This window comes from Streptomyces sp. ActVer (assembly GCF_027270795.1).
Classification (GTDB): Bacteria; Actinomycetota; Actinomycetes; order Streptomycetales; family Streptomycetaceae; genus Streptomyces; species Streptomyces umbrinus_A.
In genome coordinates this window covers 1-19840 of record NZ_JAPWHT010000079.1, presented here as the reverse complement: position 1 = coordinate 19840, position 19840 = coordinate 1, and the positions used below count along the sequence as shown (strand labels likewise).

At 68.6% G+C, this 19840-nt stretch carries 15 protein-coding genes; 10 read left to right on the top strand and 5 right to left on the bottom strand.

Translation table 11 applies throughout. The features are described 5' to 3' along the window. Positions 1–32 precede the first annotated feature (32 nt). From O3Q52_RS15710 to O3Q52_RS15695, 4 genes are all read right to left on the bottom strand, one after another. On the bottom strand, positions 33–857 hold the full coding sequence (locus tag O3Q52_RS15710; protein WP_269649408.1) for a carbohydrate ABC transporter permease: 825 nt from the start codon (positions 855–857) through the stop codon (positions 33–35). Positions 858–919: 62 nt separating this feature from the next. Then, positions 920–1849, bottom strand: a complete 930-nt coding sequence (locus tag O3Q52_RS15705; RefSeq protein WP_269649398.1) for a carbohydrate ABC transporter permease — start codon at positions 1847–1849, stop codon at positions 920–922. A 32-nt stretch (positions 1850–1881) separates the two neighbouring features. After that, entirely contained in the window at positions 1882–3216 is a 1335-nt protein-coding gene (locus O3Q52_RS15700; RefSeq protein WP_269649397.1) for an ABC transporter substrate-binding protein, read from the bottom strand. 109 nt (positions 3217–3325) lie between these two features. Continuing rightward, entirely contained in the window at positions 3326–4393 is a 1068-nt protein-coding gene (locus O3Q52_RS15695) for a LacI family DNA-binding transcriptional regulator (RefSeq protein WP_269649396.1), read from the bottom strand. 85 nt (positions 4394–4478) lie between these two features. On the opposite strand from O3Q52_RS15695, the gene O3Q52_RS15690 reads away from it, so the two are divergent. Then, on the top strand, positions 4479–6614 hold the full coding sequence (locus O3Q52_RS15690) for a glycoside hydrolase family 36 protein (protein WP_269649395.1): 2136 nt from the start codon (positions 4479–4481) through the stop codon (positions 6612–6614). 97 nt (positions 6615–6711) lie between these two features. Here O3Q52_RS15690 and O3Q52_RS15685 read toward each other — a convergent pair whose 3' ends face one another. Next, the gene (locus O3Q52_RS15685; RefSeq protein WP_269649394.1) at positions 6712–9372 is read right to left on the bottom strand and encodes a cellulosome protein; all 2661 of its coding nucleotides are present in this window, start codon (positions 9370–9372) and stop codon (positions 6712–6714) included. Positions 9373–10105: 733 nt separating this feature from the next. Between O3Q52_RS15685 and O3Q52_RS15680 the strand changes: the two genes are divergently transcribed. From O3Q52_RS15680 to O3Q52_RS15640, 9 genes are all read left to right on the top strand, one after another. Beyond that, positions 10106–11161, top strand: a complete 1056-nt coding sequence (locus O3Q52_RS15680; protein WP_269649393.1) for a LacI family DNA-binding transcriptional regulator — start codon at positions 10106–10108, stop codon at positions 11159–11161. Positions 11162–11376: 215 nt separating this feature from the next. Continuing rightward, positions 11377–12621 carry an extracellular solute-binding protein gene (locus O3Q52_RS15675; RefSeq protein ID WP_269649392.1) on the top strand — a complete coding sequence of 415 codons (1245 nt, stop codon included), beginning with the start codon at positions 11377–11379 and terminating at the stop codon, positions 12619–12621. Positions 12622–12640: 19 nt separating this feature from the next. Next, positions 12641–13627 (top strand): carbohydrate ABC transporter permease, encoded by a 987-nt coding sequence (locus O3Q52_RS15670; RefSeq protein ID WP_269649391.1) that lies wholly within the window; start codon positions 12641–12643, stop codon positions 13625–13627. Continuing rightward, entirely contained in the window at positions 13624–14469 is an 846-nt protein-coding gene (locus O3Q52_RS15665; protein WP_269649390.1) for a carbohydrate ABC transporter permease, read from the top strand. The genes O3Q52_RS15670 and O3Q52_RS15665 overlap by 4 nt, the downstream gene beginning before the upstream one ends. Before the next feature lie 108 nt (positions 14470–14577). Then, positions 14578–16335, top strand: coding sequence for an amylo-alpha-1,6-glucosidase (locus O3Q52_RS15660; protein ID WP_269649389.1), 1758 nt, complete (start codon positions 14578–14580; stop codon positions 16333–16335). A gap of 132 nt (positions 16336–16467) precedes the next feature. Continuing rightward, complete coding sequence (locus O3Q52_RS15655) at positions 16468–16890, top strand: hypothetical protein (RefSeq protein WP_269649388.1); 423 nt, start codon at positions 16468–16470, stop codon at positions 16888–16890. 269 nt (positions 16891–17159) lie between these two features. Beyond that, positions 17160–18137 carry an aldo/keto reductase gene (locus tag O3Q52_RS15650; RefSeq protein ID WP_269649387.1) on the top strand — a complete coding sequence of 326 codons (978 nt, stop codon included), beginning with the start codon at positions 17160–17162 and terminating at the stop codon, positions 18135–18137. Positions 18138–18364: 227 nt separating this feature from the next. Next, a complete protein-coding gene (locus O3Q52_RS15645; protein WP_269649386.1) occupies positions 18365–18895 on the top strand; it encodes a hypothetical protein in 531 nt (176 codons plus the stop codon). Positions 18896–18928: 33 nt separating this feature from the next. Beyond that, positions 18929–19762, top strand: a complete 834-nt coding sequence (locus O3Q52_RS15640) for an alpha/beta fold hydrolase (RefSeq protein WP_269649385.1) — start codon at positions 18929–18931, stop codon at positions 19760–19762. Positions 19763–19840: the final 78 nt, after the last annotated feature.

The window sequence follows — 19840 nt, the reverse complement described above, 5'->3', positions numbered from 1 at the left end:
GGGTGGGGGTGCTCACGCTGTTGGACCTCCAGTCATTTGACGGCTCCACTGGTGATTCCGGACACGATCCTTCGCTGGGCCACCAGGAAGATGGCGACCATGGGCAGGCTCATCACCACGACGTACGCGAAGACGAGATGCCAGTTGTTGAGGTAGAGCTGGGCACTGGCGACCTTGTAGAGGTTCAGCGGCAGGGTCGCCTTCTCTCCGCCGCCGAGGACGAAGAAGGCGTAGAAGATGTCGCTCCAGGCGTAGAGCATCACCATGATCGTCGCGGTGGCGATGACCGGCCTGAGCAGCGGCAGGATGATCTGCCGGAAGATCCGCAGCGGCGTCGCGCCATCCATCCGCGCGGCCTCCTCCAACTCCACGGGGATGGCCCGGATGAAGCCGGTCATGAAGAAGATCGACGTGGAGAGGTACATCCCGGTGTAGACGGCGATCATTCCGGGCCGGGTGCCCGCGAGGCCCAGCTGCCGCAGCTCCATGACGATGGTGATGACGGCGGGCGGCAGCAGCAGTCCGCTGATGCAGAGCGCGTACGCCGCCGAGACCAGCTTCGACCTGCGGCGCGCGAAGACCCAGGCGGCGCCCGCCCCGAGGATCAGTACGAGGGCGACCGAAGGGACCACGACCAGCAGGGAGTTGAGGAATCCGCGCAGCATCTCACCCTGGCTGACGGCGTCCTCGTAGTTGCCGCCCGGCTGCCACTGCCGCGGCAGGTCCAGGTTGGGCGTGATCGCTTCGGCCTGCGGCTTGGCGGAGGTGACGGCGACCAGCCACAGCGGTACGCCCACTGCGAGCCCCGCGATCAGCAGGACGAGCGCCGGACGGCCGTAACGCCAGGCGGGATGCACGGCGGACGCGCGACGCACAGCGGATGCGGGAAGCGCGGCGGAAGGGGTGTTCGCGGTGGTGCTCACAGCAGTTGCTCCCTTCGGCGCAGTCCGATGACGAGGGGGATCGCGACGGCGACCACGACCAGGAAGAGGACGAGGCTCATCGCGGAGGCCTGGGCGTACAGGCCCTGTCCGAAGATGCGGAACATGTAGATGTTGAAGACCTCGGTGGAGGCCGCGGGCCCGCCGCCCGTCGTGGCCTGCACGATGTCGAAGGTGTTCATCGAACCGATCAGCGCCGTGGTGACGTTGAAGGTGAGCGCGGGCGCCAGCATCGGCCAGCGCACCGACCAGAAGGTCCGCCACGGCCCGGCGCCGTCGCACTTCGCGGCCTCCAGCATCTCGCCGGGGATGCCCTTGAGGCCGGCCAGATAGATCAGCATGGACAGGCCCATCCACTTCCAGCCGTGGATGACGGTGACCAGGACCAGCGTCCAGGTCGTCGAGCCGAGCCAGGGGATGTTGGTGCCGAGGAGTCCGTTGACGGCGCCGTCCTGGTTCAGCAGCGCCTGGGAGACGTAGCCGGTGGCGAGCGCCGAGATGAGCACCGGAAGGAAGAAGACGGCGCGGAAGAACCGGTCGAACCGGGAGTCCGCCTCCAGCAGCAGCGCCAGCACCAGCCCGAAGCCGTTCTGGAAGACCGCCGCCAGCAGGGCGTACACCAGAGTCGTACGGATCGCCCGCAGCAGTGAGCCGTCGTCGGCGATGGTCTTGAAGTTGTCGAGGCCGGTGAAGGCGATGTCCGGGTGGTACGAGGACCAATTGGTGAACGGGTAGTAGAAGTTGAGCAGGTTCGGCACCAGGAAGAAGGCCGCGAAGACGGCGATCGCGGGGAGCGCGAACCACCAGGGGTGGTGGACGGCGGCGCGGGGCAGCCGTCCCACTTTCCTTCCCCGGCCCTTGGCGGGCGCCGGTTTCTGCGTGCGCGTGCGTATGGCCGTGTCCGCCATCGGAAAATCCCTGCCCGTCGGGTCGGTCGGGTCTAGAAGCCGGTCGCGCCCTGGGCCTTGGCCACCTGTGCGAACTGGTCCTGGATCGCCTGCGCGACCTGCTGCGGGCTCTTCTTCCCGTAGAGCATGTCGGCGAGGTACAGGTGGGTGTCCGGCGCGACGATCGCCTTGGCCTGGAAGACGCCGATGGCCGTGGGCAGTGCCTTGACCTGGGTCATCGATGCCTGAGGGAGGCCGTCGGGGGTCGGCACGGACGGCTGCACGGAGGGGATCTTCATCGCCTTGATGTAGTCGGGGTAGTCCGGCCCGAGCCAGAAGGCCATGAACTGGCGGGCGGCGTTCTGCCGCTTCTCGTCACCGGTCTTGAACGCGACCACGCCGTTGGTCTGGTCGGGGGAGTACATCCCGGTCGCGGAGGAGTTGGCGATCGGGAACCAGCCGATCTTCTTGTCGATCTCGGCCGTGGAGTACTTGGCCTGCAACTGGCTCTGGAACGAGGTGACGTTGAGGACCATGCCGGACTCGCCCTTCCAGAGGGAGTCGGCCTGCCCGGTGAAGGTGCCGGTCTTGTAGTTCTTCTGCGCGAGCCCGGCGTCGAGCAGCTTCTCCTTGTACTTCTTGATGGCGCCGACGACGACCGGGTCGGTCCACTTCTCCTTGTTCTGGTTGAGATCGGCCCACCACCGCTTGTCGAGGTCGGTGAGCTGGACCTGCATCTGCCACTGCAGCGGCCACTTGTCGCCGCCGGCCTCGTAGAAGCCGGCCGCGTCGGTCTTGTCCGTGATGGTGCTGCCCAGTGCCAGCAGCTCGTCGTACGACTTCGGGAAGTCCTTCTCGGCCAGCCCGGCCTTCTTGAAGACGTCCTTGTTGTAGTAGACGCCGAGCATGGAGGGACTGGTGACGATCGCCGCGTACCGCTTGCCGTCGATCACGCCCAGCGACTTCTCGGTGTCGCCGAGCTTGGACTCCCACTCCTCCCCGTCGAGGGGGAGGAGGTTCTGCTTCGGCTGGATGAAGGGCAGCGTGGAGATGGACGGCTGCCAGAACATCAGGTCCGGCTTGTCGCCGGAGGCGAGCTTGGTAGGTACGTTCTGCTCGTACAGGTCGGGGATGGCCTGTGCCTCGACCTTGGCGCCGGTGGCCTTCTCGAAGGCGTCGATGACCTGCTTCGGTGCGTTGACGGTGTTCTGCGCGGTCCACATGGTCAGCTGCACGCCGTCCAGGCGCGCGGTCGGGTCGACCTTCGTCTGCTTGCCGCCCGAGTCGGAGGAGGAACCGGAGTCGCCGGCGGTGGGGTCACTGCACGCGGTGGCGGACAGAGCGGCGGCGCATATGAAGGCCAGCGCAGGCAGGGCTCTTCTCTTCATGGTGTGCCTTTCGCGAACGGGCTCAGGTGGGCGGATCGGAAAGAGGTCCGGCTGAGGAGGTGCGAGCGGGCTGGTCGAGTGGAGCGAAGCCAGGGGAGCGGGAGCGGGTTCACCCGCGTTCGGGCGGTGGACCCGAGCTCTCCCGCACGATCAGTTCCGGTACGGAGACGGGGTGCGGGGCGATCTGCGCGGACTCCTCCAGCACGCCGTGCAGCAGGGCGAACGCGGACCGCCCGAGCCCGGTGAAGTCCAGGCGTACGGTCGTCAGCGACGGGGTGAGATAGGCGGAGTGCGGGGCGTCGTCGAACCCGGCCACGCTGACGTCGCCGGGGATCGCCCGGCCCGTCTCGTGGAGGGCGCGGATGACTCCGAGCGCGAGGTCGTCGTTGCCGCACAGAATCGCGGTGACGTCCGGGTTCCCCGCGAGCTTCAGGCCTGCCGCGTGGCCGCCCGCCGGGCCCCAACTCCCCTGCAGCGGGCGAGGTTGCGGCGCTCCGGCCTCCTTGAGCGCCTGCTGCCAGCCGGTGGTACGGGCGCTGGTGCGCCGGGTGCTGGACGGGATGGCGACGTAGTGCACGGTCTCGTGGCCGAGGGAGAGCAGATGGCGGGTCGCCTTGTAGGCGGCCTCGCGGTCGTCGGCCCACACCCAGGGACGGTCGTCGCCGGGCGGGCTCGCGGGGGTCTCCACCACTCCGACGACCGGCAGATCGGCGGGCACCGCGCCCAGGGCCCGTACACCGGCCGGGTCGTATGCGATCACGATCAGACCGCCGCCGGCGTCCGCCGACCGCTGCACCTGGGCGGCGACGTCCGCCCCGTCGCCCTCGTCGGCCGATTCGAGAACGCCGATGCCCACGGTGTAGGAGGCTGCCCGTGCCGCCTCCTCGATGCCCTGGAGGACCGAGGCATAGCCGTAGTGCGTGGTGTTGGAGGTGAGCACGGTCACGGCGCGGCTGCGTCCGCTGGCGAGGGCGAGCGCGGTGGAGTTGCGCCTGAAGCCCAGTTCGTCGATGGCGGCGAGTACCCGCTCCCGGGTGGACGGCTTGACGCTGGGATGATCGTTGATCACCCGGGAGACGGTCTGGTACGAGACCCCGGCCGCGGTCGCGACATCCCTGATACTCACCGAGCGCCTTGTGTGACCGGTCACATTCATGCCAGGATTGTGACCGGTCACATGGGGCTCGTCAAGAGACCGTAATCATGAATTCACGCGGCAGACTCAGACCGTCGTCAGCGGCGGTCAGCGGGAGGGGAAGACGTTGACCGTTACGTCGGACGCGGCGGGCACGGCCCCCAACGACACTCACCAGAAGGTCACTTGGGGTCACCGGGCGCTGGAGACGGAGTTCGCCACCGACGCCGACGGGGTCCTGCGGTTGGTCCGGCTGGCCCTCCCCGGCGACCCGGTGCGCGAGTCCGGCTCCGACGCTCCCCTCCACCTTGTGGAGCTCACTGCCCTCGGCCACGGCAGCGGGTGGTCGGGCCCTCGCTTCACCGGTACGGCCTTGGGCGCCCGGCTGCGGTACCGAGGACACACCACTCAGGAACGCGACGGCTGGACGTACTTCACTGTCGAACTCCACGATGCCCGCACTGGGCTGACCGCTTTCGCCGAGTTGTCCTCGCCCATCGGGCTACCCGTGCTGCGCTCCCGCGTCCGCCTCCGCAACGGCGGAGAGGAACCCCTCGTCGTCCAGTCCGTCAGCAGTCTGCTGCTCGGCGCCCTTCCTTCCCCCGACGGCCTCGACGTCCACCGAGCCCGCAACGACTGGCTGGCGGAGTGCCGTTGGCACTCCGGGCCGCTGCGGGACACCGTCGCCGACATTCATGTCGACGTCCACCAGCACGACAGCCGGGCAGCACTGACCCTGGCCGGACGCGGCAGCTGGCCCACCGACGGGCACCTTCCGATGGGCGCCCTCACCGAACGCGGCGGCTGCCGGGCCTGGTTGTGGCAGATCGAATCCCCGGCGGGCTGGCGCTGGGACCTCGGCGAGCGCGACCACGGTACGTATCTGGCGCTGAACGGACCCATGGACGCGGAGCACCAGTGGCGGGTCCGACTGGCCCCCGGCTCCGAATTCACCTCCGTGCACGGAGTCTTGGCCCTCGGTTCCGGGCTGGACGACGCCTTCGGCGCCCTGACCTCGTACCGCCGTGCCGTACGCCGCCCGCACCCGGACCACACCACGCTGCCGGTCGTCTTCAACGACTACATGAACACGCTGATGGGTGACCCGACGACGGAGAAACTGCTGCCGCTGATCGACGCGGCTGCCGAGGCCGGGTCGGAGTACTTCTGCATCGACTCCGGCTGGTACGACGACGGCACCGAGGGCTGGTGGGACAGCGTCGGCGAGTGGCTGCCTTCGTCGCGCCGCTTCCCCGGCGGCGGAATCCACGAGGTCCTCGACCGGATCCGTGAGCGAGGCATGGTGCCCGGGCTGTGGCTGGAGCCGGAGGTGGTGGGCGTGCGCAGTCCCGTCGCGGACTCACTGCCGCCGGACGCCTTCTTCCAGCGCGACGGCCTGCGCATCACCGAGCAGGGCCGCCACCAGCTCGATCTGCGACACCCCGCCGCCCGTGCGCACCTGGACAGGACGGTGGACCGGATCGTCGGAGACTGGGGAGTGGGATACCTCAAACTGGACTACAACATCGTGGTCGACCCGGGGACCTGCGCCCCCGGGGACCTCGCACCGGGAGCCGGGCTGCTCGGCCACGCCGAGGCGTACCTGGACTGGCTGTCCGAGGTGCTGGACCGGTACCCGGGTCTGGTGATCGAGAACTGCGCCTCGGGCGGGATGCGGATGGACGGGGCAACGCTGGCCGTCACCCAGCTCCAGTCCACCAGCGACCAGCAGGACCCGCTGCGCTTCCCGCCGATCTCGGCCGCCGCGCCGACGGCGGTCCCGCCCGAGCAGGGCGCCGTCTGGGCCTACCCTCAGCCCGAGTTCGACGACGACCTGATCACCTTCACCCTGGGTGGGGCGCTGCTCGGGCGCATCCACCTCTCGGGCCACCTGAACCGGATGTCGGAGCGCCAACTCGGGCTCGTACGGGACGCGGTGGCCGTGTACAAGTCGATCCGCGGGGACCTCGCGGAGGCCGTGCCGTTCTGGCCGCTCGGCCTTCCGGGCTGGCCGGACGAATGGCTGGCCCTGGGCATGCGGGTGCCCGGTGACAACACGTCGTACCTCTCGGTCTGGCGCCGCGGCGGGGACACCGAACTCCGTCTACCGGTAGGGCACTTGGCGGGCCGGGAGGTTCGCACGGAGATCCTGCACCCGTCCGCTCCGACAGTCGGCTCGGCGGTCTGGGACGGGGACGGACTGCGGGTGTCGCTGCCGCGTACACTCGCCGTCCTGCTGATCCGTCTCACCTCGGGCGCATAGGGACACAGGTCCCTGCACGGGCCGCGAGAACGCGTGGATGCCCAGGTGCCGACCGGACTCCGGTCGGCACCTGGGCGTTCCGAGGAGGCTCAGGCCGCTACTTCTCCGTCATTGGTGTGACGGCGACCTGGTCGATCACCGGTGCGTACGGGGATCGCTGGTCGTACTGGTTGTAGGTGTCGCCGTTGAAGTCGGGGAGTTCCTGTGCGGTGAAGGTCAGCCGATTCGTGCCCTTCTTCAGCGTGACCGGGACGGTCAGGTCCCGGAAGCTGTTGAAGTGGAAGGTGGTCGGGAAGAGGAGCCTGCGTGCCGCTGCGCCGTTGACCGAGAGGTCGGCGTGGCGGGCGATCGGGTCGGGGTTGTAGTGGGTGGCGGGTGCCTGTTCCGCGTTGGAGTAGCGGATGGTCACCGCGTGCCGTCCGGCCTGCTTGGCGACGACATCGAGGGTGAGGGCGTTGGCCTTTCCGTTGCCGATGTCCGTGACCGCCTTGCCGCCCGTGGCGAAGGTGTACGCCTCGGTGGCCTTGGCGGCACCGGTCAGTGCGCCGGCCTCCGCCTGGTACACCTTGGTCGCCAGGTTGCCGCTGGACGGCGCGACCCGCAGCCGGTCGAGGACCAGTTCGCGTGAGTCACCGGTGACGGTGATCTTGTTGATGCCCCCGGACAGGAACACCCGCATGACGTCCGTGCCGCGCTTGCCCGCCCCCACCTTGGGGATGTCGAGCTTCTCGCCGTTGAGGGACACCTTCGCCCGGCCGCCGCCGAGGTGGTCGAGGGACACGGCCGCCTCGCCGTCGGTGGGGGAGTGGACCCAGAAGGTCGCGGAAGCGCCCTTGGGCAGTGGTACCGCGCCCGGCCCCGAGGCATTGCGGTAGCTGTAGCCGGGCCGGGTTCCGGTGACGGTGGCGTACTCGGCCTCGTAGATCGCCGGCCGGGTCACGTTCTCGTCGCGCAGCGCCAGGTCCATCTTGTCGATGATCGCGTCGCCCTTGGTGACGCCGAGGTCGGGGTCCTGGGCGGCGAGCGTGATCTTGTGCTTGCCGGCGGTGAGCTTCACCGTCGTGTCGGTGTGGCCCCAGACCACCCACTTGTAGCCGAGCGGCAGCCGCAGTTCCTGCGGGTCCTTGCCGTCGACGCGCAGGAAGACGTTGGTGGGACCCTGCTCCTTCACCAGGTCGAACAGGTTGTAGGAGTTGGCGAAGACGCTCAGGTCGTACGTTCCGTCCTGCGGGACGTCCACGTCGAAGGAGAGCACCCCGTCGGAACCGGTGCGCAGGCCGCCGACGTTGTAGTTGCCCGAGGTCGCGAACTTGCCGACGTCGGAGGGCGTGCCCTCAGGGCCGTTCTTCGAGTAGCCCTTGCCGGTATAGGTGGCGTTCTCCGCCTCGTACGTCTTGCGCCAGCCGACCGATGGCTCGGCAGGCTCCCCGCTGTTCCCGCCGGGGGAGAGGATGACCTGGTACGCCGACATCTCGTTCATGGCGGTCATCGGCAGAGTCACCGTGCCGTCCTTGCCGACGGTGACCTCTTGGTCCGCCAGCCTCAGCGGCTGCGCCGAGTCGCCGACCTGCCCGGTCCACGGGATCTCCTGCACGGTGGCGTGCACCGTCTTCCCGAACAGCTTCGGGTCGATGTTCTGGAAGACGATGTCCGCGTCGCCGCTCTTGCCGCCGAAGATGGCCCGGGACTGCTTCTTCTTCTCGTCGAGGGTGGCCACGCCTTGCAGCGTGTACTGCTGGTTCGGGTGCGGCGCGGTCACCCTCACCGTGTGCCCGGACATCTGGCCGTAGGCGTTGAACAGCCACCACTGGCCGTTGCCCTTGTTGGCGTCGACGGCCGAGTCGTTGAGGCTGCCGTCGATGTTCCAGTACGCCAGGTCGGCGTCGATCTTCGACTCCTCGATGGCGGAGACCCACTGGACGACCTGGCCGGGTACGGAGAGGTGGTAGTTGTGCCCGTACTCGTTGACGTTGATGGGCAGCGGGTCGATCCCGACCTCCTTCTCCCACTGCCGGTACTTGGCCACGCTCGTGCGGACCGCGGCGGGGCTGGACAGCTCGTGCCAGGTCATCACGTCCGGGACGACGTCGTTGGCCTTGGCGTACTGCAGGAAGCCCTTGACCTGGTCGAAGAGGAGGGAGGTGTTCGGCCCCGCGATCCGCGCGTCCGGATCCAGGCTCTTGATGAGGTGGTAGGTCTCCTTCCAGGCCGCGAAGAAGTCCTTCGGGTCGTTGAGCCAGGAGGTCTTGTTGTAGCTCCAGTTGCCGGTGCCGAACATGTTCCCTTCGGGTTCGTTGAAGGGGACGTAGACGACGTGGTCCTTGTAGTCGCCCATGGTCAGGACCTGCCGGACCTGCTTCTTGATCTTCTCCTGGAAGTCGGCGAGCTTCGCGGGCCCGTCCGCGCCCGGCCACTCGTAGGGGAAGCCCCGGTAGATGTCGGTCATGTAGATGTAGACGTCCTTGCCGCCGGAGTCCACGAACGGCGGCAGGATCTCCAGCGCGTCGGCGCCGGGGTGTTGCGGGCCGTCCTGCGCCTTGGTGGACACCGTGCGCAGGTGCATGCCCTCGATGAGGTTGCGGCTCGGCGCTCCGTCGCCGTAGATCCCGTACAGCGAGCCGCTGGCACCGCCGTGGAAGGCGCCGGTGTCGGTGGCGAGATCAATGACGAGCCGTTCCGGCTCCGCGGCCTGGGCCATACCTGCTGACGGTACGGCGAGCATGGTGGTGAGGACGGCTGCCACCGCGGCGGCTCCCATCGTTCTTTTTCGTAGTCGCACTGAAGTCTCCGTGGGTTCCGTGGCTTCTCGGATGCTGCGGTCCGATGCGTTTGGTACGTACGAGGTCCGGGCCGTGCTTGGGCTGCTTCCGTTCCGTCGGGGAACGGCTGCTGCGTAGGGGGCGAACCGGTTCGATTTCGCGCTGCGGGACGGGAGTCGTCCCAGTCGAGTGGTGCTCAGGTCGTGGGCTTCGGGTACACCCGGCCGGCCGTCGGGGCGCGGACTGTGTCGTTGTGCCGGGCGTGCCGAACCAGCGACGCACCCGGCCGGAGGGATGCACAGGGATGGGGGCGGCGATGCCTCAAGGCATGGGTGATGCCTCGACAGCGGTCATGGTCCCCCGATGTTCATCGAACCGGTTCGGGGAAGCTAGCACCGAGGGAACCGGCCAGCAATAGCCCCGACATGGATCTCTTCGGCTCCGCACGGGCGGCTGTCCTGATGGAGTCAGGGCTGTCGCTGACCGTCGGATCCGGCCCCTGGCCTGCTGGTGAGCGGGTATGCATCCAGCCGGGCCGGGGGCAGTGCCTACGCGCGCCGAGGTTTCCGGGCCGTTACGGGAAATTCGGTGCGAGGCGTTGACACTCGTGCGGGTTGCTCCTAACTTCACTTCACGCGAACCGGTTCGACGATCGGTGGCCGTCCGATCTCAATCACTGCGATCATCGGAACCGGTTCGCCCGGTCTCGGCAAGATCTCAGCAAGGAGTCCTGTGAACATCGGTGAGATTGCCAAGCGGGCCGGTGTCTCGCGGAGCACCGTGTCCTATGCACTGAGCGGGAAGCGCCCCGTGTCCGAGGACACCCGCCAGAAGATCCAGAGGGTCATCGACGAGCTGGGCTACCAGCCCAACGCGAGTGCGCGTGCCCTGGCCAACGGCCGGACCAACACCATCGGTCTGGTCTTCCCGCCGGCCGGGAACCACTACACCGGCATGCAACTGGACTTCATCGGCAGCGTCACCGAGGCCGCCGCGGCCTACGACTACGACGTGCTGCTCTCTCCGAGCGGTGCCGACAGCGACCGCTCGTTCCAGCGGCTGCTGGGCGAACGCCGGGTCGACGGCGCGATCCTGATGGAGATCCGGCTGGAGGACGACCGGCTCGACCACCTCGCCGCGGTGGACTTCCCCTCCGTCGCCATCGGCCGCACCGCCCACCCGGAGGGCAGTTGGTGGGTGGGCCTGGACCACACGGCACTCGCGGCGGCCTGCGTGCACCACCTCGCGGACCTGGGCCACCGCAGGATCGCCTTCGTCAACCGGCCCGAGCAACTCCTGCGGGCCGGGTACGAGTCGGCCCACCGAGGTCTGGACGGTTTCACCAAGGCCGCGGCGGAGCGCGGGCTGACCGTCCGGACGTACTGCTGTGGGGACGACGCCGCCTCGGGCCTGGCCTGTCTGGAGCGGATCCTGCACGACGAGCCCGCCACGACGGCACTGGTCACGCTGAACGAGGCAGCGCTCGGCGGCCTCTACCGTGGGCTGGCCCAGGCGGGCCGCCATGTGCCGCGAGACTTCTCCGTCACCGGGGTCGTGGCCAGCAGGTGGGCGGAGACGGTGACCCCGCAGCTCACCGCGGCGGACGTGCCCGCGGAACAGATGGGCCGCCTCGCCGTCGAGCTGCTCGTCGAGCGGCTCGACCACCCCGACACACCGGCCCGGCATCACCTGCTCACGCCGCCGATCTCGTTGCGAGCGAGCACCGCGCCGGCCGGCACCACGCCCACCGACCCGGCTCCGGACTTCGGCGCCTCTACGAACGGCTGACCGCAGCTCGACCCGGCTCCGGACCTCGGCGCCTCCACGAACGGCAGACCGCCGCCCCGCTCGTGCCACTTCCCGTCTCCGATCCCTTCACCGGCGGCCCGTAGAGCTCACCGCTCGATCTCGGTGAGCTCAGCAGCCCTCGATGACCCTTCCCAGGGCACGCACGTGTGCCGATGCCACGGCACGCCTGTGCCAAAAACCATGAGGAACACGCCATGAACAGATCTGCCGGACGGCGTCTCACCGCCGCAGCCCTGACCGTCGTCGCCGTCACCGCCGGCGCCACCGCGTGCTCCTCGGGTGCAGGCGGTGGCTCCTCGAAGGCCGCGGACAGCGGCACATACACCATCTGGGACCCGTACCCGCAGTTCGACAAGGGCTCGGCGTGGGCCAAGCTGCTCGACGACTGCGGCACCAAGGCCGGTGTGAAGGTCAAGCGGACGGCCTTCGACACCAGTGACCTGACCAACAAGGCACTGCTGGCCGCACAGCAGGACAATTCCGCGGACGTCCTCATCGTCGACAACCCGGTCGTGTCGACCCTCGCCGAGGCAGGGGTGCTCACGACGACCGAGGACAACAAGCTGGACACCTCGGCCGTGGACCCCAACCTGCTCGCCGCGGGCCAGGCCGGCGGGAAGACGTACGGCACCCCGATCGGCGCGAACACCCTGGCTCTCTACTACAACAAGGCGGTGCTGAAGAAGGCCGGAGTGGACATCGCCTCCGTCAAGGACTGGACGACGCTGACCGTGGCCCTGGAGAAGGTCGACAAGGCGGGGGACAAGGGCATCACCTTCTCCGCGATAGGTACCGAGGAGGGCAGCTTCCAGTTCCTGCCGTGGCTGTGGGGCTCGGGTGCGCAACTGACCGAGCTGGACTCGACCGAGGCCGTCTCGGCGCTCTCGCTGTGGAACGACTGGCTGAAGAAGGGCTACGCCCCCAACTCGGTCATCAACAACACCCAGACCACCAGCTGGCAGGAGTTCGCGAGCGGCGACTACGCGTTCGCCGAGAACGGCACCTGGCAGCTCGCCAACGCCGAGAAGGCCGGCTTCGACTACGGGGTCATCCCCGTCCCGGGCGCCAAGGGCGGCAACGCCGCGGCCCCGACGGGCGGCGAGTTCGTGACCATTCCGGTGCAGGGCGAGACCGACCGCTACGCCACCTCGCAGAAGCTCGTGTCCTGCCTGACCAGCGGCCAGAACCTCCTCGACACCGACACCACGCTGTCCTATGTCGCACCCACCGGCGAGGTCCAGGACAAGCAGGTGGCCGCCGACGCCAAACTGGAGCCCTGGGTCGACGCGGTCAAGGCGGCCAAGGGACGCACCAGCGACGACCTCGGCACCAAGTACCCGAAGATCTCGGAGCAGATGTGGAAGGCCGTCCAGTCCGCCCTGAGCGGGTCCAAGTCGCCCAAGGACGCGCTGACGGCCGCTCAGTCCGCCGTCAAGTGACCGGAACACGGGCCCGCCGATGAAGCACACGACACAGCTGCCGGACCGCCGGCCTGTGCGCGACCGGAACGGGGCGGCGACCGCCGCCGCCCCGCCCCCGGCACGCACCACGGCCAGGCGCCGACCCAGCTCTCAACAATGGGCAGCCTGGGGATTCCTCGCCCCGGTCACCGTCTACCTCGCCCTCTTCTACGCCTATCCGCTCTACCGCAACATCGATCTGAGCCTGCGCAACTACACCGTCCGCTCCTTCGTCCAGGGCGACGCACCGTTCACCGGTCTGCAGAACTACCTGACCGTCCTCGACGACCCGACCTTCGCCCCCGCACTGCTGCACACCGTGGTGTTCACCGTCGTGTCACTGGTCTTCCAGTACGCCATCGGCCTGGCGCTCGCGGTCTTCTTCACCCAGCACTTCCGGCTCTCCGCGACCCTGCGCGCGCTGTTCCTGGTGCCCTGGCTGCTGCCCCTGATCGTGTCGGCCTCCACCTGGTCGTGGATGCTCAACAGCGACTCCGGCATCGTCAACGCCGCCCTGCACGCCGTCGGAATCGGCCCGGTGAACTGGCTGACCTCACCGGACTGGTCACTGACCTCGGTGATCCTCGCGAACATCTGGATCGGCGTGCCGTTCAACCTGGTGGTCCTCTACAGCGGCCTGCAGTCCATCCCGGCCAGCCTGTACGAGGCGGCGGCCCTGGACGGCGCGAACGCCTGGCAGCGGTTCTGGCGCATCACCTTCCCGCTGCTGCGCCCGGTCTCCGCCATCACACTGCTGCTGGGCCTGGTCTACACACTCAAGGTCTTCGACATCATCTGGATCATGACCAAGGGCGGCCCGGCGGACTCGTCCACCACCTTCGCCACCTGGTCCTACCAACTCGGCTTCGGCAACCTGCTTCCCGCCTTCGGCCCAGGTGCCGCCGTCGGAAACCTGCTCGTCGTCGCCGCTCTGGTATTCGGCCTGGTCTACATGCGCGTCCAGCGAAAGCAGGGACTGTCATGACAGGGGTTGTCGTGACCCGACGCAATCGACACAGCCGTACGTGGTGGAAGACAGCCATCGGCCTCCTACTGACCGCGATCATGCTCTTCCCGGTCTACTGGATGCTGAACGTGTCCTTCACCCGCGACCAGGACATGCGAAAGAGCCCGCCCGGCCTGTTCCCGACCGACGCCACCCTGGAGGGCTACCGAGCAGTCGTCGACCAGCAGTTGCCCTACCTCGGCACCAGCCTCGTCATCGGTCTGGGCACCGTCGTGCTGACCGTGGCACTGGCAGCCCCCGCCGGCTACGCGCTGGCCAAGCTGCGCCCGCGCGGCGGCGGCCTGCTCAGCTTCGTCCTCCTGGCCGCCCAGATGATCCCCGGAATCATCATGGCGATGGGCTTCTACGCCATCTACCTCAGCCTCGGCCTCCTCCAGTCCGTGCCCGGCCTGATCGTCGCCGACTCCACGCTGGCCGTCCCCTTCGCCGTCCTCATCTTCACCGCGTTCATGTCCGGTATCCCCGGTGAACTGCTCCAGGCCGCGAAGACGGACGGGGCCGGAGCCGTGCGGACCTTCTGGTCCATCGTCATGCCGATGAGCCGCAACGCCGTCGTCACGGTGTCACTGTTCGCGTTCCTGTGGTCCTGGTCCGACTTCATCTTCGCCAGCACCCTCGCGAGCGGCGGCGCACACCAGCCGATCACCCTCGGCATCTACCAGTACATCGGCAACAACAACCAGGAGTGGAACGCCATCATGGCCACCGCCGTCGTGGCCTCACTGCCGGCCGCGGTCATCCTCGTCCTCGCCCAGCGTTACGTCGCCGCCGGCGTGACCGCCGGAGCCGTCAAGGACTGACACCGGATGACGTTCCACCCCTCACACAGTCCGGACCGGTGCGCGACTGCCGTCACCCCGCCCCGGCAGCCGCTGTCCACCTCTGCTCGAGAAACGAGTACCGCTCTCATGACCGCCGCCCCATCCGGCCCGGCCTTCTCCGTCCACGACATACCGTTCAGCGCGCACGGATCCTGGTTCGGTATCTCTCCCGTGCTCGCGGAGAAGGCACGCGCCGAGGACCTCCACCTCGTCTCGCACCAGAACGGGATGCACGCCGTCCTGTGTTTCGTCCCCCTGGAGGCGGTGACGGGTGAGCGGGCGGAGACCGCTGTCGAGGCGACGCCGAGCCGGCTCAGCTGGACGGGCTCGGACGGACGCATCGACCTCGCCTACGAGACGCCGGACACCGTCCGCCTGCGCGGCGAAGGACTGAGCCTGCGCGTCACCGCGGCGGCGAAGAACCTGACCCCCTTCAGCGGGACCTACTTCTACCGCGACCCGGTGGACGGCACGCATGTGTTCACCTCGTACGAGACCGGGCGCCGCTACCGGATCACCGTGCTGTCCGGCACGGTTGCCGATGTGTCCGGCGCTCAGGCACTGGGCACCGGGGACCGCGGTCTCACGGTCACCGACGACGCCGACGAACCGTGGGAGATCGCGGTCGAGGAACTCGACAGTGCGCGACGGCCCTTCAGCTCGTCGTCGACGTTCGGCGAGGTCACGGGGACCGCGCAGCGCTCGTTCGCCGAGTTCGCCGACACGGTCGCCCCGTGGCGCTCGTCCGGCACCCCGGCCGCCGAACTCGCCGCCTACGTGGTGTGGTCCGCGACCGTGCGACCGGCGGGCCTGGTCACCCGGCCCGCCGTGCTGATGTCCAAGCACTGGATGGACAAGGTCTGGAGCTGGGACCACTGCTTCAACGCCCTTGCCCTGGCCCCCGGTTCGCCCGGCCTCGCCTGGGACCAGTTCTCGCTGCCCTTCGACCACCAGGACGACAGCGGCGCACTGCCCGACTCCGTCACCCACTCCGAGGTCCTCTACAACTTCGTCAAACCTCCCATCCACGGCTGGACCCTCGGCCACCTGCGCCGACGGCTCCCCGAACCTCTCGGCCGGACCGAACTGGCCCACGCGTACGACAGGCTGGCGCGCTGGACGGACTTCTGGCTCACCGCACGGCGCGCACCCGGTGCCGCCCTGCCCCACTACCAGCACGGCAACGACAGCGGCTGGGACAACGCCACCACCTTCGACCCCGAACGCCTGATCGTCACCGCCGATCTGGCCGCCTTCCTCATCCTCCAACTGCGCGAACTGGCCGACCTGGCCGCCGAACTGGACCGACCGGACGAGGCCCGCCGCTGGACGCGTACGGCTGACAGGACCCAGGCCGCGCTGCTCGACCGGCTCTGGACCGGCGAGCGGTTCGTGGCTCGCGGCGTCGACAGCGACGACACATGGACCAGCTCCAGCCTGCTCGACCTGATGCCCATCGTCCTGGGGGAGCACCTGCCCGAAAGCGTCAGCAGCGTGCTGGCCACCCATATCGAGGCCCACCTGACTCAGTACGGTCTGGCCACCGAACTGCCGGCCTCACCGCACTACCGTTCCGACGGTTACTGGCGCGGCCCGATCTGGGCTCCCGCGACGGTTCTCGTCGAGGACGGCCTGCGCCGTGCCGGACACCAGGGCCTGGCGGACGAGATCAGCGCCCGATTCCGCGCCCTGTGCGAGACCTACGGCTTCGCGGAGAACTTCGACGCCCTGACCGGCACGGGTCTGCGCGACCGCGCCTACACCTGGACCGCCAGCAGCTACCTCCTCCTCGCCGAGGCCCACGAACTCCGCCGCGCCGAGACCGCCCGGGCAGTCGGCGGCTGAAAGCGCCGCGGGCGATGGCTCTCGTTCGGTAGCCGGTGTCGGGCCGGGGCACCCCATCGCATCGCATCGCGGGAATCACGAAGAGGGACGGCAGGGATCGAACGGAACACACATCAGCAGCGTCTGAGATGCATGAACGTACCGCGCCAAGCCGTCGTCGTGCTCCTGAGTGCCGGGCTGCTGCTCTCCGGCTGCTCGTCCTCGTCCGGCAACCCGGAGGACGAGGGGTACACCGGCCCCACCCTGCCCGCCCGCACCGTCGTGAAGGACAAGTGGCAGGAGGGGCCGGCCAAGCCGAAGCAGCACAAGCCGTATCCGTACGACATCTATACGCACTGCGGGATCAAGTGGGTGAACTTCGGCGGCCGTTGGTGGGTCCTCGACTCCGTGTTCCCCGGGCCCGAGCAGGTCAAGGGCGAGCAGCCCTCGCAAGACACCCAGAGGCTCACCGGCTACATGACCCTGATCGGCCCGGACACCGCCAACTTCGACGCCGCCGGGATGCCCACGATGCAGTTCGTACCGACCGAGGACGAGCCGCCGGGCTGCGCCTAGGCATCCGCCGTACGGGGGTGCCTCCGCTCTCGTCCTGATGGACGGCACCTCGGTGTTGCGGCGCTGTGACCTGCAAAGTAGCCGTAAGGGGGCCCTGTCATGCCCCCGAACAGGGCTCCCTGGCTCAGCAGGGTCTCCCTTGTGGCGGCCGAAGCGGGCAGAGTCGATGCCGGTCAGGGACGGGATCGACACGCACGAAGGCGCAACGCCGCCGCAGGAGGGGCCGTGCCCCCTTCGCAGGCAACCGAGAGACCCACGGAGCAGCAGCAATGAAGCACATCAAACTGGGGGACCTGGACGTTTCCCGCATCGGCCTGGGCACGATGGGCATGAGCGCCTTCTACACGGGCCACAGCGCGGACGACGCCGAGTCGATCAGTACCATCCACCGGGCGTTCGACCTGGGTGTCACCTTCATCGACACCGCCGAGGTCTACGGGCCGTTCACCAACGAGGAACTCGTCGGCCGGGCCGTAAGGGGCCGTCGTGACGAGGTCGTGGTGGCGACGAAGTTCGGTTTCGTCTCCCACACGGGCCGCCCCGCCGGCTCCCTCGACAACAGCCCCGCGAGCATCCGCGCCGCGGTCGAGGGCTCCCTGAAGCGGCTGGGCACCGACTACATCGACCTGTACTACCAGCACCGGGTCGACCCGGACACGCCCATCGAGGACACCGTCGGCACCCTGGCCGAACTGGTCGCCGAGGGCAAGATCCGCCACATCGGCCTCTCCGAGGCAGGCGCGCGGACGATCCGCCGCGCCCACGCGGTCCACCCGGTCACCGCCCTGCAGTCCGAGTACTCCCTGTGGACCCGTGACCCGGAGGAAGAGGTGCTGTCGGTGCTGCGCGAGCTGGGCATCGGCTTCGTGCCCTACTCCCCGCTGGGCCACGGCTTCCTCACCGGCCAGATCCGCTCGACGGCCGACTTCGCCGAGGACGACTGGCGCAGGACCAACCCGCGGTTCATGGGCGAGAACCTCCGGCGCAACCTGCGGGTGGCCGACGAGGTCAAGGCCGTCGCCGACGAGGTCGGCGCCACCCCTGCGCAGGTGGCCCTCGCATGGCTGCTGGCCCAGGGCGACGACATCGCCCCGATCCCCGGCACCAAGCGCGTCGAACGCGTCGAGGAGAACACCTCCGCCGACGGAATCGAACTGAGCGCCGAGCAGATCGCCAAGCTCGACAACCTCACCCCCGCCTCCGGCAACAGCCACAACGAGGCGGGCATGCGACTCCTGGAGCGCTGACTCCAGCCGCCCAAAGGCAGGTTTGGGAGGTGCCCCGATCCACGGTCGGGTGATGTTCACGAGTTTCGTCAGTACCGCGGTTCTTGCCAGGGCAGCCTCGGGGTGAGGTACGTGCCTCTCACCGGAAACCCTCTCATCGGAAGCCCTCTGGCCGGAAACGACGTACGGAAGGAAGCGGTGTGGACTCGGCAGGCCGCCGAATGATCAGGCACCCCCGACCGCCTGGCGTGGACACCCTCGAATGCACCGCGCGGAGCGGCTTCGATGCCGTTCCGGATCCCCGTCATCGCACCATGGTCGCCAGTGTCGTGGATTCGGGTCTTGTCGACGAGATGATCGCCCTCACCGAATCCTTCGATCCACCCGTCGACCTCGCGGGGGCCCGCGCCCATGCGGACGTCCTCACCACCGAGTTCGCGCTGTACGGCGTCACCGTTCCCGCCACCACCTGCAACATCACGCTGATGCGCGCCCTCATGGTGCCCATCGCCGACGACGCGCTCGCCCTCGCTCTCGATCGCATCTGGGTGTTCACCACCAACACGGACGACGCGTGCTGCCACGACCCCGCAGAGGCCGAAACCATCCTCCGGGCCGGCGCGCTGTCCGAGCAAGGCGCCTTGTCGCCGAACACCCAATACATCCGGCACATGCCGTCGCTACCGCCGGCACGACGTCTACCCCGGGCTGACCCCGATCGACATCTGATCCGGCGACCACCGCTTTGGCGCCGACATCGTGGCACGATGAGTATCTGACGTCCAATCAGATAGTCGGCGCGAGGGGCGATCATGGAATCGGTGTCGGTCGGTGGCGGGGTGCGGATCGCGTACGAGCGTTGTGGGGCTGGGCGTCCGGTGGTCCTGGTGGGGGGTACCGGCATGCCATCGGTCGCATGGGAACTGTGCGGTCTGCGCGGCGCGTTGGCCGATGCGGGCTTCGAGGTGGTGACCTATGCCGCGCGTGGTGTGGCACCTTCGGACGCACCGCCCGCCCCGTACACGGTCGAGGCCCTTGCCTCGGACCTGGCGGGCCTGCTGGACGCCCTGCGACTGACCGACGTCACGGTCATCGGCTACTCGCTCGGCAGCTTCACCACCGAACTCCTGGTCCGTACCCGTCCGGATCTGGTGCGTGCCGCGGTGCTGCTGGCCGGCGCCGGGCCGCTGACGGGTGTGCTGGACGCTGTCCTGCAGGCGGAGACCGAACTGGTCGCGGCTGCCGGTCACTTGCCTCCGGCGTTCGTGAAACTGCAGACCCTGCTGAGCTCACTGCCGCCGAAGGTACTGCGCGACGACGAGGAACAGGCGCGCACCTGGCTGGAGTTGCTCGACGCCCAGGAGTCGGTGTGGGCCTCCCGCGAGGGAGCGGCCGGGCAGTTGGCGGCCTCCGACCGGTGGCTGCGGGACGAGCACCGCATGTCCGCTCTCGCGGACATCCAGCGGCCGGTGCTGGTCGCGGCTTTCGAGCACGACCTGTACTTCCCGGCGCGGTCCGGAAAAGTCGCAGCCGAGGTCCTTGCACGGGGCGAGTTCGTTGCGATTTCCGGGGCCGCTCACGCGGGCGTGCTGACCCATCCGAAGGAGACCACTGAGGTGCTCCTCGGCTTCCTCGCCCGCACTTGAACACTGCGACACGCTGAGGTGGGGCGCGGCGCCGGGAAGTCGCCGGTGCCCGCGGCGCGCGGTCTGCGGATTGCAGAC

What these genes read in the sequence shown, in the direction of transcription:
- O3Q52_RS15705 (WP_269649398.1), bottom strand. Translation starts at nt 1,849, where the DNA reads ATGGCGGACACGGCCATACGCACGCGCACGCAGAAACCGGCGCCCGCC.
- O3Q52_RS15700 (WP_269649397.1), bottom strand. Translation starts at nt 3,216, where the DNA reads ATGAAGAGAAGAGCCCTGCCTGCGCTGGCCTTCATATGCGCCGCCGCT.
- O3Q52_RS15685 (WP_269649394.1), bottom strand. Translation starts at nt 9,372, where the DNA reads ATGGGAGCCGCCGCGGTGGCAGCCGTCCTCACCACCATGCTCGCCGTA.
- O3Q52_RS15675 (WP_269649392.1), top strand. Translation starts at nt 11,377, where the DNA reads ATGAACAGATCTGCCGGACGGCGTCTCACCGCCGCAGCCCTGACCGTC.
- O3Q52_RS15670 (WP_269649391.1), top strand. Translation starts at nt 12,641, where the DNA reads ATGAAGCACACGACACAGCTGCCGGACCGCCGGCCTGTGCGCGACCGG.
- O3Q52_RS15665 (WP_269649390.1), top strand. Translation starts at nt 13,624, where the DNA reads ATGACAGGGGTTGTCGTGACCCGACGCAATCGACACAGCCGTACGTGG.
- O3Q52_RS15660 (WP_269649389.1), top strand. Translation starts at nt 14,578, where the DNA reads ATGACCGCCGCCCCATCCGGCCCGGCCTTCTCCGTCCACGACATACCG.
- O3Q52_RS15655 (WP_269649388.1), top strand. Translation starts at nt 16,468, where the DNA reads ATGAACGTACCGCGCCAAGCCGTCGTCGTGCTCCTGAGTGCCGGGCTG.
- O3Q52_RS15650 (WP_269649387.1), top strand. Translation starts at nt 17,160, where the DNA reads ATGAAGCACATCAAACTGGGGGACCTGGACGTTTCCCGCATCGGCCTG.
- O3Q52_RS15640 (WP_269649385.1), top strand. Translation starts at nt 18,929, where the DNA reads ATGGAATCGGTGTCGGTCGGTGGCGGGGTGCGGATCGCGTACGAGCGT.